The organism is Pseudomonas sp. BN606, from assembly GCF_029873115.1.
GTDB lineage: Bacteria > Pseudomonadota > Gammaproteobacteria > Pseudomonadales > Pseudomonadaceae > Metapseudomonas.
Map to the genome: position 1 here is coordinate 21,016 of NZ_SSOF01000088.1, position 17,605 is coordinate 38,620.

Annotated in this window: 11 protein-coding genes; 9 read left to right on the forward strand and 2 right to left on the reverse strand. The window is 64.1% G+C overall.

Features of this window, described 5'->3' with window-relative positions; all coding sequences use genetic code 11:
* Positions 1-17: 17 nt before the first annotated feature.
* Positions 18-2,648, reverse strand: coding sequence for a LuxR C-terminal-related transcriptional regulator (locus E8E75_RS28485; RefSeq protein WP_153922155.1), 2,631 nt, complete (start codon positions 2,646-2,648; stop codon positions 18-20).
* Positions 2,649-3,012: 364 nt separating this feature from the next.
* On the opposite strand from E8E75_RS28485, the gene E8E75_RS28490 reads away from it, so the two are divergent.
* Entirely contained in the window at positions 3,013-3,759 is a 747-nt protein-coding gene (locus E8E75_RS28490; protein WP_153922152.1) for an SDR family NAD(P)-dependent oxidoreductase, read from the forward strand.
* Between the two features lie 325 nt (positions 3,760-4,084).
* Here E8E75_RS28490 and E8E75_RS28495 read toward each other — a convergent pair whose 3' ends face one another.
* Positions 4,085-5,149 (reverse strand): MBL fold metallo-hydrolase, encoded by a 1,065-nt coding sequence (locus E8E75_RS28495; RefSeq protein WP_153922148.1) that lies wholly within the window; start codon positions 5,147-5,149, stop codon positions 4,085-4,087.
* 228 nt (positions 5,150-5,377) lie between these two features.
* On the opposite strand from E8E75_RS28495, the gene E8E75_RS28500 reads away from it, so the two are divergent.
* From E8E75_RS28500 to E8E75_RS28535, 8 genes are all read left to right on the forward strand, one after another.
* Positions 5,378-7,072: a DUF1302 domain-containing protein gene (locus E8E75_RS28500; protein WP_153922145.1), complete on the forward strand. Its 1,695-nt coding sequence runs from the start codon at positions 5,378-5,380 to the stop codon at positions 7,070-7,072.
* 103 nt (positions 7,073-7,175) lie between these two features.
* Positions 7,176-8,240 (forward strand): YCF48-related protein, encoded by a 1,065-nt coding sequence (locus E8E75_RS28505; protein ID WP_280360070.1) that lies wholly within the window; start codon positions 7,176-7,178, stop codon positions 8,238-8,240.
* Positions 8,241-8,261: 21 nt separating this feature from the next.
* Entirely contained in the window at positions 8,262-10,736 is a 2,475-nt protein-coding gene (locus E8E75_RS28510) for an MMPL family transporter (RefSeq protein WP_153922142.1), read from the forward strand.
* A gap of 64 nt (positions 10,737-10,800) precedes the next feature.
* Complete coding sequence (locus E8E75_RS28515) at positions 10,801-11,931, forward strand: acyl-CoA dehydrogenase family protein (protein ID WP_280360167.1); 1,131 nt, start codon at positions 10,801-10,803, stop codon at positions 11,929-11,931.
* A gap of 101 nt (positions 11,932-12,032) precedes the next feature.
* Complete coding sequence (locus tag E8E75_RS28520) at positions 12,033-13,169, forward strand: acyl-CoA dehydrogenase family protein (RefSeq protein WP_153922139.1); 1,137 nt, start codon at positions 12,033-12,035, stop codon at positions 13,167-13,169.
* A gap of 88 nt (positions 13,170-13,257) precedes the next feature.
* The gene (locus E8E75_RS28525) at positions 13,258-15,231 is read left to right on the forward strand and encodes an alkyl sulfatase dimerization domain-containing protein (RefSeq protein WP_153922136.1); all 1,974 of its coding nucleotides are present in this window, start codon (positions 13,258-13,260) and stop codon (positions 15,229-15,231) included.
* A 5-nt stretch (positions 15,232-15,236) separates the two neighbouring features.
* Positions 15,237-15,971: a TetR/AcrR family transcriptional regulator gene (locus E8E75_RS28530; RefSeq protein WP_280360071.1), complete on the forward strand. Its 735-nt coding sequence runs from the start codon at positions 15,237-15,239 to the stop codon at positions 15,969-15,971.
* Positions 15,972-16,174: 203 nt separating this feature from the next.
* Positions 16,175-17,605, forward strand: a complete 1,431-nt coding sequence (locus E8E75_RS28535; RefSeq protein ID WP_280360072.1) for a hypothetical protein — start codon at positions 16,175-16,177, stop codon at positions 17,603-17,605.

Consider the following 17,605-nt stretch of genomic DNA (forward strand, 5'->3'; position numbering starts at 1 on the left):
AGGGGCGCGAGTGGGTTTCAGTCGATGAGGTTGTGGTTGCGTGCCCAGACCATGGCGTCGTAGCGGCTGGAAACACCGAGCTTGACGAAGATATTGCGCAGGTTCCACTTCACCGTTTCCAGGGTGATGTCCAGCGTATGCGCAATGCGTTTGCTGGACATTGCCTGGGCCACCAGGCTGAGGATTTCCAGTTCGCGCGGCGTCAGCACCGGCTGTTGCTCGGGAGTCGCCGCGCGGCGTGGACGGGGCATCGCAGCGTTTGCCGAACAGGGATCGGTGAGCTTGACGAGTAATCCGTCCACGTATTCGCCGATTGGGCCTTCCTGGGGGTGTTCCTCGGTCAGCCGGTGCAGCAGTTTCTCCGTCAGGGCGCCTTCGTCCAGCAGGGTGCGGACCAGGCCGAACTCCTGGGCGGTCGCCAGCATGCCGGTGAGGACGGCGACCGACTCATCGGGCCGCTTGAGATCGTGTAGGACATCGGCGTGGAGCAGGTCGGCCAATACGGCAAAGCGCCCGCGATTGAAGCGCTCGGCGTAGTCGCGGACCTCGTGCAGCGCCTCCAGCGCGCGCTCCGAGTCCACGCTGCGCAGCAGGCGGGCCCGGGCCAGGGCGGCGAGGGCCGGCAATTCGGCGCGAGCGCCCTGTTCAGTGGCATGGGCTTGCGCCAGTTCCTCGAGGCTCGCCAGCAGCTCGGTGGCGCGAATGCGGTTGCCCTTGATCAACAAGACGCGGATTTGCTCGGCGAGCAGATGGGCCACCGGCCTGAGCTGCCCCAGGCATCGCAAATGGGCGATCTGTTGCTGGAGAAAGCCCAGCGCCGCGTCCGGGCCTTTCTGCAACAGGTCGAGCCGTGCGCGGACCATGTTGGTGCGCAGGATCACGTCCGGCACCGAGGAGTGCAGCAGCCCGAAGCGGTTGGCAATCAACTCGCGGGCGTCGTCGATGCGGTCGAGTTCGTAGAAGGCGTCCGACAGCATGCTGGCGCACAGATTGGCGCAGATCGAGCGATGGCCGTGCTCGCGCGTCGAGCGTTCGAGCAGTTCCGAACCCAGGCGTTCGGCTTCTTGCACATCGCCGGCCAGCATGTGCGCGGTGACCTGCGCCGACTCTGCCACCAGCGCCATGTCGTTGCCGCGATCCTCCGGCGGGATGGGGTGGACGTCGAACAGTCTTCGCGCATCGGCGTAACGGCCCGCGATGTAATAGGCAACGGTCAGGGTGGCCAGCAGCATGTAACGCAAGAAGGGGTTTTCCATCGGCGCATCGCGCACCGGCTCCAGCAACTGTACGGCGCGATCGGAATCGTCATCCTGCACCGCGATCGCGGCGCGGATCAGCGCCAGGCCGTTGGCCAGTTCTGGATGGTCCTGCATGTCGCTGGCTTCCAGTCGGATCAGCCAGGACTTCGCCCGTCCCGGGCGGGAGGTGAGGGCAACGGTCACGCAGGCCAGGAAGAGCAGGCGCTGGTTGCGGAACAGCACCTCTTCCGGAAGGTGCTCGAGCAGCCGCAGCGTGGGGGCCAGGTAGTCGAGAGTCCAGGTAGCGGGTGCCGAGCGTTCGATCACCTGGGTGGCGAGCTCGATATCTTCACCAAGGCTGGCATGGCGCACTGCCTCGGTCAGGCAGTTGTGCTCCGCGAGCCAGCGGGCGCCCTTGCGGTGCAGCTCGCGCACCTGGTCGCTGCCGCGACGTTCCAGGCGCGTACTGAGGAACTCGCCGAACAGGGGGTGGAAGCGATACCAGGCCTGGCGGTCGTCGGAATCCATGCGATAGATCAGCAGGTTCTCGTCCTCCATGCGCTTGATCAGGTCGCCAGACTGGGCATTGCCGGTAACGGCCTTGGCCATTGCGGCGCTGAAACGGCGGAAGATCGACAGAGTCTCAGTGAACTCCACCATCTCCGCTGGCAGGTGCGCCACCACTTCCTCGCTCAGGTAGGCCTGCAGATCGCTGGAGCGCCAGACCAGGTCCTGGAGGATGGCGCGGCTGTCGGCGCGGTTCTTCAGCATGACCACGATCAGTTGCAGGCAGGACGGCCAGCCGCTGGTCAGGTCATGGATCAGGCTCAGCTCGTCCGCGTTGATCCTGTTGGCCCCGAGGTTCTCTTCCACGAATGTGCGCGTCTCGGCCATGTCGAATGGCAGCTCGACGCTCTCGATCTCGGCCACCTGGTCCATGACCCGCAACCGTGAAAGGCTGAGCGGTGGCGTGACCCGCGAGGCGAGTACCAGATGCAGGTTGCCGGGACCGTGGTCGAGGAGTTTCTGGATAAGCTTGTGCGCCAGGGGGGCCTCGATGTGGTGATAGTCGTCGAGGATCAGGTAGAGCTCTTTGGAAAGCATTGCCGCGGCGTCGACTATGGTCGTGACGGTGGCATCCATCGCGCTGGTCGTGTTTTCGTCGCGCAGCAGCTCAATGTCCACTTCGATGCCCAGGCGCCGCAGTGCTTCCAGCAGTGCTGCGCAGAATGCCGCGTAGCCCTTGTCATCCGCCGTCAGTGAAACCCAGACGACTTCCGCCCCCGCCCGCAGCCTCGATTGGCGCCATTGGGCCAGCAAGGTGGTCTTGCCGTAACCCGCCGCACCGGTGATGAGCACGAGCCGGCAGTGGTGCATGCGCTCCAGTTGTGCCAGCAGGTTGTCGCGCATCACATGCCTCGTGCCGATGCGCGGCGGCGAGAACTTGGTGGAGACCAAGTGCCTGGGTGTCTTTGTTGTCAACTTCTTGTCCCCGGTTCACGGTCTGCGAAGGACAGAACGTACGAAAGGATGGATCGGTTTTGCCGATTCAGCTAACCGCGCCAGCCCGCTGGTCCTTCCATCGGATGGAACTCGGTCGGCGACGCTAGCGAAGCGCCTTTGCCACGTCAAGAAAGTCCGGGCGCCGTTCGTGGCGCATTCCCGCCCCATGGCTGGATGCCTCTTTCGTCCCAAAAAGGGAGGGGACGTGGCACCGGGCAGCTTCCTTAAGATCGCGTTGGACCATCCACTGCGCTTGCGAGAAGGAAACAATATGAAACTGAACGACAGGGTCGCCATTGTCACTGGCGCGGCATCAGGTCTTGGCCTGGCCACCTGCAATGCGCTGGCAGCGGCCGGTGCCAGGGTCGTCGGCCTCGACCTGGATCAGGAGAAGCTCGACACGGCACTGGGCGACGGCATTCTGGGCATCGCCGTCGATGTTTCCAGCGAGGCCAGTGTCAAGGCGGCCATCGATGCGGTGGTCGATCGCTTTGGCGCCGTCCACGTCGCGGTGAACTGCGCGGGAATCCTCGGGCCGTGCAAGACGATCTCCAAGGGTCAGTTGTTCCCCTCCGAACTCTGGGACCGTGTACTGGCGGTCAACCTCACAGGCACCTTCAATATCATTCGCCATGCAGCCCTGGCCATGACCGCGAACACCCCTGAAGAAACCGGCGAGCGCGGCGTCATCATCAACACCGCCTCCGGTGCCGCGCGGGAAGGACAGATGGGCCAGGCGGCCTACAGCGCGAGCAAGGCCGGTGTCATCGGCATGACCCTGCCGATCGCCCGTGACCTGGCCGAGCACGGTATCCGTGTAGTCAGCCTGGCGCCGGGCCTGTTCGAATCCGGCATGTCGGCGGGCATGCCGGCGAAGGTGTCCGAAAGCATCGTCAACAGCCTGCTGTTCCCGCGTCGCATGGGCCATCCGGGGGAGTTCGCCGCGCTGGTGCGGCACGTGGTGGAGAACGCCTACCTGAACGCGCTGACCCTCGATATCCAGTGTGGTGTGCGCTGATCCTTCGACCTCTTGTGCAGGATCGAGCTTGCTCGCGAAAGGTCGGGCTTGGGATTCGCGAGCTCGCTCGCTCCCACAGATGCTGCGATACCCGTCGAGCGATGCTGATGGATTCGTTACGGCTCTTGTGTAGGAGCGAGCTTGCTCGCGAAAGGTCGGGCTTGGGATTCGCGAGCAAGCTCGCTCCCACAGGTGCTGCGATACCCATCGAGCGATGCTGATGGATTCGTTCGCAGTGGCGATCGAAAAAGCGCAACACGGCTCTTGTGTAGGAGCGAGCTTGCTCGCGAAAGGTCGGGCTTGGGATTCGCGAGCTCGCTCGCTCCTACAAGTGTTGATACCAGGCCACGCCACACTCATCCGTGCTGACGCTGATCTCATTGCGGATCAGTAGATGGTTTAGGTGGGCGATGGCTTCGCCGGTGGCCAGGGTCAGTTGGCTCGGGTCTTCGGTTCGCAGCTTCGCCGAAAACAGCAGCGGGAAGACATCCACCGCTCGCCGTGGCTCCGTCAACCCCTGTCTCAAGCGATCGAGCGCATCGAGCGCGTCGGTTTCCAGTTGGGTCAGGCGCGCATGCAGGCCGTGAAAAGGTTCGTTGTGCGAGGGCAAGACCAGTACCGCGTCAGGCACGCGCCGACGCAGCTTGCCCAGCGAGTGGAGCCAGTCACCTAACGGGTCGGCATCCGGCTCGGTGGGATGCACCGAAACGTTGGAGGATATGCGCGGCAGCACCTGGTCGCCGGAAATCAGCAGTTTTCGCCGGGCGTCGTACAAGCAGGCGTGCTCGGGCGAATGGCCCGCGCCAACCACCACCTCCCAGTTGTATTCGCCGATGTGCACGAGCTCGCCCTCGCGGACGCGTCGGTAGCTGTCTGGCAGGGGGGAAAGCATCCGGCCGAAGCTACCGAAGCGTCGGCCGTATGCGGCCAGTGCCTGATCGTCCCAGCCAGCGCGGTGATAGAAGCCGACTGCATCTTCGGGTGCTGCGCGTCCTGTGTCACCGGCCAGCATCCGGCATTGCAGGTACTCCAGGCGCGTCATCCAGAGGCGGCAGCCGGTCCGTCGGGTCAGCCAGCCGGCCATGCCGACATGGTCGGGATGCAGGTGCGTGGCGAGTATCCGTGTCAGCCGTCCGCCGACCAGCGGCCCCGCGAGCAGTTTCTCCCAGAGCGCCACGCTGTCTTCGCTGAAGATGCCGGTATCCACCAATGCTTGGCCGTCGTCGTCGGCCAGCAGCCAGACATTGATGGCGCCAAGCGACGCCGGCAGCGGCAGTCGGACCCAATGCACGCCTTGTGCGATCTCCAGCGGAACCCCCGTTGCAGGCGGGGCTCCGCAGGGATAGTGGATGTCTGTGCCCATGGGGTCAGGGGAGGCCTCGTCCGACATTGTGTGCTCCAACAGTTGTTCGTTCCGGTCAGGGCCGGGGAGGGCGATTCGATGCGTTCACGCTAGCGGAGGGGGGGAAGGGGGGGCACCCCCCTTTCAGAAAGGGGGGGGAGGACACACCGGCGCTGCTGGCACCCTTTGGCCACTCGATCATTGATTGAGCTGTTTCCGGACCTGGCGGCGGTCGGCGCGAGGTCCCGGTTTCAACCAAGGGGAGGAGACGCCCAGATGAATAACAAGAACAAATCGAATCAGAGTCATCCCGCCAGTTCTCATGCGTTGCGCGCCACGGTGGTCGCCATGTGCGCGATAGCCTGTAGCAGCGCCAACGCTTACGAGATCGATACCGGCAACGAAGACATCCAGCTGCGCTGGGACAACACCCTGCGCTACAACCTCGGCATGCGTGTCGAGGGGCAGGACGATGCGATCCTGAAAAACCCCAACAACGATGACGGTGATCGCAACTTCGACAAGCACAGCCTGGTCAACAATCGCCTCGACATCCTCAGCGAGTCAGACATCGTCTACAAGGGCAAGTACGGCGCACGAGTCAGTGCCGCGCTCTGGTACGACGCGGCATATGCCGGCAGTCTCGACAATGACAATGTGGCGACCTCGAACCACCTCGGCTCCGATGGCCGCCCGGCCCTGGGCCTTAGTCGCTATGCGGACCGCTACTACGAAGGTCCTTCCGGCGAGTGGATGGACGCGTTCGTGTTCGGCGAGTACGACATCGCCGACATGCCGCTGAAGGCGCGCCTGGGTCGTCACACCGTGAACTGGGGCGAGTCCTTGTTGGGGGCTGGTGCCATTCATGGCATTTCCTATGGCCAGGCTCCGCTGGACCAGGGCAAGGCCCTGGCGCTGCCGGGCATCGAAGCCAAGGAGCTGTACCTGCCGCGCAACCAGTTCTCCGCCCAACTGCAGGTCACGCCCGAACTGTCCTTCGCTGCGCAGTACTTCTTCGAGTGGCGGCCGTCGCGTGTGCCCGAGGGCGGCACCTACCTGGGGTTTGCCGACATCTATCTGCAGGGTGGCGAGTCGTTCATCCTCAGCCCGACGCTGCGCGCCACCCACGGTGACGACATCGAGCCGCAGAATTCCGGCGACTGGGGCGTGATGACGCGCTGGAGCCCTGAATGGCTCGACGGCACCCTGGGTTTCTATGTCCGCAATTTCTCCGACACCCTGCCGCAGACCATCCTGCTGGCCAACGCCCGTCCGCAGTACTTCTTCAACTACGCCGACGACATCGACATGTACGGCATCAGCCTGTCGAAGGAAATCGCTGGGGTCAGCGTCGGCCTGGACCTTAACTACCGCCGCAACATGCCGCTGGTCAGCTCCGCCGCCCGGGTAACCTCGGCCGCGCGTCTGCCGGACGACGGCGACATTCTCGGTGCTCGGGGCGATACCCTGCACGGGGTGCTCAACGCCATCGGCACCGTCAGCCCAACGCCGCTGTTCGACAGCGCCAGCTGGTCCACAGAGCTGACCTGGAGCCGCTGGGTGTCGGTCAACTCCGACCCGCTCAACCTGTTCAAGGGCTCGTCGGCCTACAAGGCGGTACCGAGCAACATCGATGAAGTCTCTCGCGACGCCTATGGCCTGGCCGTCAACTTCACCCCGACCTGGTTCCAGGTGTTCCCGGGTGGTGACCTGTCGATGCCGATGAGCTACTCGGTGGGTCTGTCGGGCAACTCGGCAGTGGCCTCCGGTGGTAACGAGGATGCCGGCAGCTATGCCGTGGGCCTCGCGCTCGATCTCTACAGCCGCTATCGCTTCGACCTGAAGTACGTCGACTACTTCGGCGACTACTCGACCAATCCGGTCACCGGCGCCGCTGTGACTCCCAGCGGCAGCCAATCGCTGCTGGAAGACCGTGGTGCCGTGTTCTTCACCTTCAAGACCACCCTCTGAGCGGCGACCGCCGTTCCTGCAAGTCCACGAACGGCGGCCCCGGTTCCACCGGGGCTCCGTTCCGCCATTCGCGCTCCGGCGTGACCGATGTGAGGTGACCAAGGTGTTCAGACAGTTCATTCGTCCGCCATTCGCGATGCTGCTCGCCCTGATGGCGGGACAGGCGCTTGCGCAGCAGGCGTTCATCTCCCCCATGGAAACACCTGCGCAGCACAGCGCGCAGGCGATCCGCGCGCCGCTCAATGCGCTGGCAAGGGCCGGTGAGCGCTTGGTCGCGGCGGGGCAGCGCGGTCATATCCTCTTCTCGGACAATGGCAAGGACTGGGTCCAGGCCCAGGTGCCGGTCAGTTCCGACCTGACTGCGCTGGCATTCCCCAGCACCGAGCAGGGCTGGGCCGTCGGCCACGAAGGCGTGGTCCTGCACAGCGACGACGGTGGCAAGACCTGGAGCAAGCAGCTCGACGGCCGGCAGATCGCCGACCTGCTTGTTAAGCACTACGGCAATCCGGCCAACCCGGATGACGCCGGTGCGCAGCGCCTCAAGCAGGACGCCGAGCTTTTCCTCGCACAGGGCGCAGACAAACCGCTGCTGGACGTATGGTTCGAGGATGACCGCAACGGTTTCGTCGTAGGCGCCTTCAACCTGATCCTGCACACCGCGGATGGCGGCCAGACCTGGACGCCCTGGCTCGATCGCGTCGACAACCCCAGGGCCATGCACCTGTATGGCCTGCGTCCCGCTGCCGGCAGCCTGTTCATGGTCGGTGAGCAGGGCCTGGTGCTGAAGTTGGATGCTGCCCGGCAGCGCTTCGCCAGCCTGGAGCTGCCTTATCAGGGCACGCTGTTCGGTGTGCTGGGCGACGACAACCTGATCCTGGTCTACGGCCTGCGCGGCAATGCCTATCGCAGCCTTGATGGCGGCGCCAGCTGGAGCAGGGCCGAAACCGGCATCGAGGCCGGCATCACCGGTGGTGTGATCGCCGAGGACGGTTCCGTCGTGCTGGCCGGCCAGACCGGTCAGTTGCTGCGCTCCACCGACCGCGGTGCCACCTTCAGCCTCGTCCAGGTCGATCGTGTGGTTCCCAACTTTGCGATGGCACCCGCCGTCGGCGGGGCGGTTGCCCTGGCCGGACTCGGCGGCGTGCGTATCCAGAACTTCAAGCAATAACAAGAAAGCCGGAGAGCCGAGATGGGTACCCACGACCTCAGCGACAACCTGCTGACCATCAGTGACCTGAAAAAATTCGATCCGCGATCGGGCAGCCGCCTGGAGCGGCTGATCTTCAACAACCGCCTGCTGGTCATCCTGCTCTGCGCCGTGGTGACCGTACTGCTCGGCTGGGACAGCACCCGGCTGACCCTCAACGCCGCCTTCGAGAAAACCATCCCGCAGAACCATCCGTACATTCGCAACTTCCTGGAAAGCCGCAACGAGCTCAAGGGCCTGGGCAACGCCGTGCGCGTGGTAGTGGAAAACCGCACCGGCGATATCTTCGACCCGGATTACCTGCAGGCGCTCAAGCAGATCAACGACGAGCTGTTCCTGACGCCCGGCGTCGACCGGGCCAACGTCAAGTCGTTGTGGATGCCGGTGGTGCGCTGGAACGAAGTGACCGAGGACGGCTTCGCAGGCGGGCCGGTCATGCCCGATAACTACACCGGCTCGGAAAAGAGCATCGGCGAGCTGCGCCAGAACATCGGGCGCGCCCAACTGCTGGGTAACCTGGTGGGCACCGATTTCCGCTCTAGCATGATTTTCCTGCCCCTGCTGGACAAGGACAGCGACACTGGAGAACCGCTGGACTACTGGCAACTGTCCAAGCAACTGGAGAGCATCCGGGCCCAGTTCTCCGGCCCGCAGGGCAGTGCAGACCTGAATATCCGCATCGTCGGTTTCTCCAAGGTGGTAGGCGACCTGCTCGACGGCCTGCAGCAGATGATGGTCTTCTTCGCCGTGGCGGCGCTGATCGCCGCGCTGATCATCTACGCCTGGACCCGCTGCGTGCGCAGCACACTGCTGGTACTGAGCTGCTCCTGCATCGCCGTGCTCTGGCAGCTCGGCCTGATCGCCCGCCTGGGCTACGAGCTGGACCCCTATTCGATCCTGGTGCCCTTCCTGGTGTTCGCAATCGGCGTTTCCCATGGCGCACAGAAGATGAACGGCATCATGCAGGACGTGGCTCGTGGCACCCACAAGCTGGTGGCTGCGCGTTATACCTTCCGCCGCCTGTTCCTGGCCGGCCTGACCGCGCTGGTGGCGGATGCGGTGGGTTTCGCGGTGCTCATGCTGATTGACATCCCGGTAATTCAGGACCTGGCGATCACCGCATCGATCGGCGTCGCCCTGCTGGTCTTCACCAACCTCATTCTGCTGCCGGTGATGCTGTCCTACTCCGGTGTCAGTCGTAAGGCTGCCGAGCGCAGCCTGCGCGCGGAGCAGAAGGAAGCCGCCGGCGCCTGGAGGCTCCTGGAGCGCTTTACCCAGCGTCGCTGGGCGGCGGGCTTGCTGGTGTGTTCTGCCGTGATCACGGTCGCCGGCTTCATCGTCAGTACCCACCTGAAGATCGGTGACCTGGACGCCGGTGCTTCCGAACTGCGACCCAACTCGCGCTACAACCTGGACAACGCCTACATCAACTCCAGGTATTCGCTGTCTTCCGACCAGTTCGCGGTGATCGTCAAAACCAGGCCTGAAGGCTGCCTCGAATACCAGACGCTGATCGAGACAGATCGACTGGGGTGGACCCTGCAGCAGGTGCCAGGGGTACAGAGCACCGTTTCTCTGGCCGATGCGGTGCGCAAGATCACCGCCGGTTCCTATGAAGGCAACCCCAAATGGATGTCGATCCCGCCGAACCAGGACGTGCTCAACTATGCCGCCCGCACGGCCAGTACCAGTAACCCGGAGCTGTTCAATACCGAATGTTCGGTCATGCCCTTGGTCGCCTACCTGACCGACCACAAGGCGGAAACCCTCGACCGCGTGGTGAAAGCTGCCGAATCCTTCACTGCCGCCCACAGCACGCCCGAGCGCCAGTTCCTCCTGGCTGCCGGTAGCGCGGGCATCGAGGCCGCCACCAACATCGTGGTCAAGAAGGCCAACTTCACCATGCTGCTCTACGTTTACGCGGCGGTCATCGTGCTCTGCTTCATCACCTTCCGCAGCTGGCGCGCCGTGGTGGTCGCCGTGGTACCCCTGGTGATCACCTCGGTGCTTTGCGAAGCGCTGATGGTGGCGCTGGGCATGGGGGTCAAGGTTGCCACCCTTCCGGTGATCGCCCTGGGCGTCGGCATCGGCGTCGACTACGCGCTCTACCTGCTGAGCATCCAATTGGCCCGGCAACGCGCTGGCGCTTCCCTGGCCGAAGCCTACCGCCATGCCCTGCGCTTCACCGGCAAGGTGGTGGCGCTGGTGGGCGTGACCCTGGCCGCCGGGGTGATCACCTGGGCCTTTTCACCCATCAAGTTCCAGGCCGACATGGGCATCCTGCTGACCTTCATGTTCCTCTGGAACATGCTCGGCGCCCTGGTCCTCATCCCCGCGCTGTCGCACTTCCTGCTGCGTGGCGTCGGCGAATCCGGTAGCCGGATTCCCACGCCCCTGGCAGTCGTTGAGCAGCCCACTCACACCGAATCCAAGACCCCGGCCGCCCATTGCGTATGAGGCGGGCCCTGGCCAAGACGAAACCAGGAATCCATAAGGAAGCACCATGAGCGATACCACTGCAGTGTTCCTCAGCGAGCAGGAAATCATGATCCGCGACTCGGCGCGCAAGGTCGCTGCCGACGTTGTTGCACCCTCGGCGGCAGAGCGCGACCGCAGCGGCGCCTGGCCACGCGGTGAACTGGAAGCCGTGGCTGAACTCGGCTTCCTCGGCATGCTGATACCCGAGGAGTACGGCGGCGCCGGAGCCAGCTTCGTCGAGTACTGCCTGGCCATCGAGGAGTTCGCCGCCGCCGATACCGGCTTCGCTACCCTCATCCACGTGCACAACTCCGTGGGCCTGACCGTGGCGCGTCTGGGCAACGAGGAGCAGAAGCGCAAGTACCTTCCGGACCTCGCCAGCGGCAAGCGCATCGGCGCCTTCCTGCTCAGCGAACCCCACGCCGGATCCGACACTGCGGCCTTCCGTACCCTGGCCCGCCGTGATGGGGACCACTATGTGATCAATGGCAGCAAACAGTTCATCTCCAACGGCAATGAGGCGGGCCTCGGCCTGGTGCTGGCCGTGACCGACAAGGCTGCCGGAAAAAAGGGCAGTAGCCTGCTGATGGTCGATCCGTCGCAAAGCCCCGGCTACGTGGTGGCTCGCGTCGAGCACAAGATGGGCCAGCGCTCGGCCCATGTGGCGCAGATCCAGCTGGAGGATTGCCGCGTGCCGGTAACCAACCTGCTGGGAGCCGAAGGCTCCGGCTACCGCAATGTGATGGGCTCGCTGTCGGAGGGCCGGGTGGCCATCGCTGCGGTGGCCACCGGTACCGCTCGCGCCGCCCTGGCCGCGGCCGTCGGCTATGCCCGGGAACGCGAAGCCTACGGCGCGCCGATCATCAACCTGCAGGGTGTCGCCTTCGACCTGGCCGACATGGCGACCCAGGTGGAGGTTGCCGAGCAATTCATGGTGCATGCCGCGCGTCTTTGCGAGGCGGACGTTCCCTGCGCAAAGGAAGCTTCCATGGCCAAGCTGTTCGCCAGCGAGATGGCTGAGAAGGTCTGCTCCGATGCGCTGCAGATCCACGGAGGCTACGGCTACCTGAACGATTTTCCGGTGGAGCGTTACTGCCGCGATGTTCGCGTGACCAAGATCTACGAAGGCACCAGCCATATCCAGAAGCTGATCATCGCCCGCAGCCTCATCTGAGAGGAGCCCCCTCCAAAGAAGGGGGGGCACTGTTGTGGAGCAGGTCATAACCTGCCTGGGACGATCGACTCGGGTACGCGACATTCGCCCAGGACAAGAACATGCAGATGCAGTTGCCAAGCGATGAGCAGCACCTAGTGGTGAACAGCTTCCGCACCTTCCTCCTTTCCGAGGTGGCGCCGATTGTCCGGGTGTTCCGTGACCGGCCCATTCCGAGGGGAAACCTGCGCGAAATCACCCAGGGTATCGCCGAGTTCGGCTTGCCCGGGGCCAGCCTTGCCAAAGAGCTGGGCGGCATGGGGTTATCCGCGGTGACCGAGGCGATGCTTTTCGAGGAACTCTGCAGCGTTTCGGTGGAGATCGCTGCTTGCGTGATGGTCAATCTGGCGGCGGTAGCGGCGCTGGCCGAGCTGCCCGAGGCCCGCGGCTCCCTGCGCGAGCGCTATCTACCGGATCTGTTGGCAGGGCGCAGCTTCGCTGGCTTCTGCACGAGCGAGGCTGAGACGGACACGGTGGCGGCGAGCTGGGACCTGGACAGCTTTGTCATCGAGGGCGAACAGGGCGCGGTGACCAATGCCCACCTTTGCGATTTCCTCATCGCCCGGGTGCGAATGGCGTCCGGCGCTTGCTGTTACCTGCTGGTGGACCGCGCCGAGCATGGCTACGAAGCACGTGGTGTCGAGCCATCGGGCGTGGGGCGGGCCAGCGGTGCTCGGGTGTCGTTTCACGGCGTCCGGTTGACCGCCAGCCAATTGTTCTGGGACGAAGCCGATTGTTCAGGGGCGAGAGCCAGGCTGCTGGAAAAGGTCCATGCCGGCAGCGGTCTGCTGGCTGTGGGACTGATGCGCGTTGCCCAGGAGGTGCTCATCCCAGCCGCCCAGGAATCCACCGGCATCGACAAGCCGCCCGCCGCGCAACCTCTGGTGGCCGCGCGCATCGCTGAAATGGCGACCCGGCTGGAGGCTGCCAGACTCCTGTGTGTCCGCGCATATTCGATGATGGACGCTGGCTTTCGCTGCCAGATGCAGGCCTCCATGGCGCAATGGTTCGCCACCGAAATGGCGATGGAAGCATGCCGGGCGGCGGCTCTGCTGCATGAGTGGCCGGGAATGGTGGGCGCGCTGGACGTCGAGCGTCTGCTGCGCGAGGTCATCGCCCTGCCTGCGGCCGGTTGCGGGAACGACTTCCACAAACTACTCATCGCGCGGGAACTTACGGGTATCAATGCGCTGGCCTGACCACCCGCTTCCTGCAATTGAACGAACTCCGTCCGATGCCGGAGTTCTTGCTTTAACCGTGGACCGGGGTCCACTTCAAGGAACACCTATGCGCCTTTCGACAGCTTTCGTTGCCACTGCCATTTCCCTGCTCGGCGCCCAGTCCTGGGCGGCAGAGACCGCACCGGCCAGCCCCGCGAAGGCGGCAAGTCCTGTGACAGCCGCCGCGAACCGCGAAGTCCTGAAAAAACTGCCGTTCAGTGATCGCGCCGACTACGAGGCGGCTCGCCGTGGCCTGGTGGCACCTTTCGAGGGGGAGATTCGCAATGCCGATGGCAAGCCGGTCTGGAACACCCATGCGTACGATTTCCTGCAGCAGAAGGACGCCCCGGATTCGGTGAACCCGAGCCTGTGGCGTCTGGCCCAGCTCAACGCCAATGCCGGCCTGTTCCAGGTGACCGAGCGCATTTACCAGGTGCGCGGGATCGATCTGGCGAACATGACCATCATCGAAGGCGTCGATGGGCTGATTATCATCGACCCGCTCTATGTCACCGAGACCGCAAAGGCAGCATTGGATCTCTATTACCAGCATCGTCCGCGCAAGCCGGTGGTGGCGGTCATCTATTCCCACAGTCATGTCGATCATTTCGGGGGCGTGCGCGGTGTGGTCGACGAAGCTGACGTCAAGGCAGGCAAGGTCCGCATCTATGCCCCGGAAGGCTTCATGGAACACGCCATCAGCGAGAACGTCCTGGCCGGCACCGCGATGTTCCGTCGAGGCATGTTCCAGAGTGGCGGCATGGTGCCGAGAAGTGAGCGTGGCCAACTCGATACCGGGATCGGCAAGGGCGCTCCCGTCGGTGGCACCATCAGCCTGATTCCGCCGACCGACCTGATCGTCCAGCCCCTGGAAAGCCACGATATCGCGGGTGTCCAGGTGGAGTTCCAACTGACCCCCGGCACGGAGGCGCCGGCGGAAATGAACCTCTATCTGCCACAGATGCATGCCCTGTGCATGGCCGAGAACGCCACCAGGACGATGCACAACGTCCTCACCCCACGTGGCGCTGAAGTCCGCGATGCCAAGGCATGGTCGAGGTTCATCGATGACAGCCTGGTGCGCTATGGCGACAAGGCCGAAGTGATGTTCGCCCAGCACAACTGGCCGACCTGGGGCGGCGAGGGTATCCGTACGCTGCTGTCCGACCAGCGCGACATGTACGCCTTCATCAACAACCAGACCCTGCACCTGCTCAACCAGGGGCTGACTCCGCTGGAGATCGCCGATGCGGTCAAGAAGCTGCCAGGCGAGCTCGACCGCAAGTGGTACACCCGTGGCTACTACGGCACCCTCAGCTTCAACACCCGAGCCGTCTACCAGCGTTATCTCGGTTTCTACGACGGCAACCCGGCCAACCTCGATCCGCTTCCGCCGGTCGAGTCCGGCAAGCGCTATGTGGCGGCCCTGGGTGGGGCGGACAAGGTGCTGCAACTCATGCGTGCAGCGATGGAGCAGGGCGACTACCGCTGGGCCGCGCAGCTGGGCAACAACCTCGTCTTCGCCGAACCAGACAACAAGGCCGCACGCGACGCCCAGGCCGACGCCCTGGAGCAGTTGGGTTACCGCAGCGAATCGGCGATCTGGCGAAACATGTACCTGACCGGTGCCCAGGAACTGCGCCAGGTCGCTCCGCAGCAGGGTGCGCGGGCCATCGCCGACCTCGTGAAGGCGGCGACGCCGGCCATGTTCATGGACGTGCTGGCCGTGCGCCTGGATTCGGACAAGGCCGTGGGCCATGACATGACCCTCAACTGGGACTTCGAGGACCTTGGCGAACACTTCGCCCTGACCCTGAGCAATGGCGTGCTGACCTACCGCGAGAACACGAGCCATGCCAAACCAGACGCAACGGTGAAGATGAGCAAGGCAGTACTCGACCGCATCAGCCTGCGCCAGCTCGATTTCGCCACGGCCGTTCAGCAAGGTGAGATCAAGCTCGAAGGGGACGCCGCTCGCTTCAAGGCTTTGCTGAGCATGCTCTCCAGCTTCCAGGCGACCTTCAACGTCGTCACACCCTGAGCGCCATGACGCGCCGACTCGAACAGGTGCAAGGTCACGAGGGCGGGGCGGGTAAGCCCGCCCGTGGCCAGGGCGCCCATGACAATGTGCTGGTGGAACTCCCGGCCAAACCCCGCAAGCGACCGAAGCAGGCTCGCTCGGTCGCCCTGGTCGACGCCCTGAAAGTGGCGGGGCGCGACATTCTGGAAAGGGAAGGGCGGGAGGCGCTGTCGATCTACCGCCTTTCCGACTACTCGGGTGTGGCGATCAGCTCCATTTACGAGTACTTCCCCACCATCGAATCGCTGGTCGGCGCGATCTTCGAGGACTACCGGGCCGATGCCCGTCTCGAGGTGATCGCCAGCATCCAGGCACTGCCGCCGTCGGCGACGCTCTACGACGGCCTCGAGGTACTCCTGCGTACTGGCCTCACGGCCTTGCACCGCTGGTTGCAGATCGACTCGCAGCTCAGCATCAAGTCCGCCTATTACGGCGAGCTGGTGCGCCTGGAAATCGTCAAGCCGGAGCGCTTCTGGATCTCCATGGTGATTCCGGCCCTGGTGGAGCGCTTTTCCGACGAAGTCCTGGTGCGCAATCGCGAGAAAGCGGGCTTCCTCGCCTACCAGGCCGTGACGGCATTGCCCCGCGCCCTGCTGATCGAAAAGCCGGAGTACCTGGTGGAGCCCGATACGGTTCGCCTGCTGGCGCGCATGCTCCATGCGCTGCTGACCACCACGGATGCGGAAACCACCACTTCGTGATCCTGTTTTCATAATAAAAAACGTTTTAAATCAGTAGGTTGTATGTTCGTTTCGGAGGCCGGAATCCGGAAATGATTCAGCCCTTTCCAGCCCTAGAATGGCCTTGCCATGAAGGCCGTCCGACTCGCGACGGCCGGGTGATGCGTACCCCCCGTGTGACTGCCGGGTAGGGCGCGAAAGGGTGAATCCGAGGAGATCGTCCCGTGACAAGAACAACAGAAGAACAGGTCGAACTGCTGCTGACCGATCCGGCGGCCCTGGCCGACCACTCCTTGCAGAACTGGATCCAGTTGCCGCGCGAGCAGATCGACACCCTTCAACTGGCTGGCCTGAAGCGCCGCTTCGCCGAAATGCGCGAGCGCATCCCGGTACTGAAGAAACTGGCGGACGCCGAAGGCGTTGAGCGCATCGAGCAACTGGACGACGTGGTGCCGCTGCTGTTCGAGCACACCATGTTCAAGTCCTACCCGCCGTCGCTGCTGGAGAAGAACAACTTCGCGGCGATCAACAAGTGGCTCGGCAAGCTGGTGACGCCGGAGCTCGCGGAGAAGATCGCGGCCGTCGACGTCAGCGCCTGCAAGGGCCTTGACGATTGGTTCGAGACCATGGATCGCGATGTCCCGGAACTCTGCCTCAGCCACACCTCCGGAACCTCCGGCACCCTGTCGTTCCTGCCCTGCAGCGTGCGCGAGTTCGAGAAGGCCTCGCAGGTGCGCCGGCTCTACGCCTGGAACATGAAGGGCCCGGACACGCCGAACCCGGACATGCACACGGCCTACCCGTACTACCGCAAGGGCTACCTCAGCCACCTGCGTGGGGTCGGTTCGTTGGTCAAGGTCCTGCTGCCGGACGAGTCCCATTTCCATCCGGCCTATCCCTCCACGCTGTCCAGCGACGTGTTGCACCTGGGCGCCAAGCTGCGCGCGGCCCACGCCAAGGGCACCCTGGACCGCCTGGTGATCGCCCCGGAACTGCTGGCCAAGAAGAAGCTTTTCGACCAGCAACAGGCCGAGATGCCGCAGCATCTGTCCGCCTTCTTCGACGACATCGCCACTCGCCTCAAGGGTAAGCGCGTCTACATCGGCGGCACCTGGAACCTGCTGCACAACATGGCCAAGGCAGGCCTGGAACGTGGCCTGGAAGGCGTCTTCGACCCGGACTCCTACATCATCACCACGGGCGGCGCGAAGGGCGTGGTGCAACCTGAGGGCTGGCGCGAGGAGGTCATGCGTTTCACCGGCGTCAAGGCACTGCACGAGTCCTATGCGATGTCGGAAGTGGTCAGTGGCTCGCACCTGCGTTGCGATCAGGGCAACTACCACTTCGCACCTACCGCCATTCCCTTCCTGCTCGATCCGGAAACCAGCAAGCCATTGCCACGCTCGGGCCGCCAGACGGGCCGCGCGGCCTTCTTCGACCTGGGCGCGGACATCCACTGGGGCGGTTTCATCACCGGCGACGAGATCACCGTGGAGTGGGACAGGCCTTGCACCTGCGGCCGCCACAGCCGCTATGTGGTCGGTGCCATCCAGCGTTACAGCGAGAAGAACGGCGGCGACGACAAGATCACCTGCGCCGCATCCGAGCAATCCCACCGGGAAGCCATGGACTTCCTGAATACCCTGGAGGGCTGA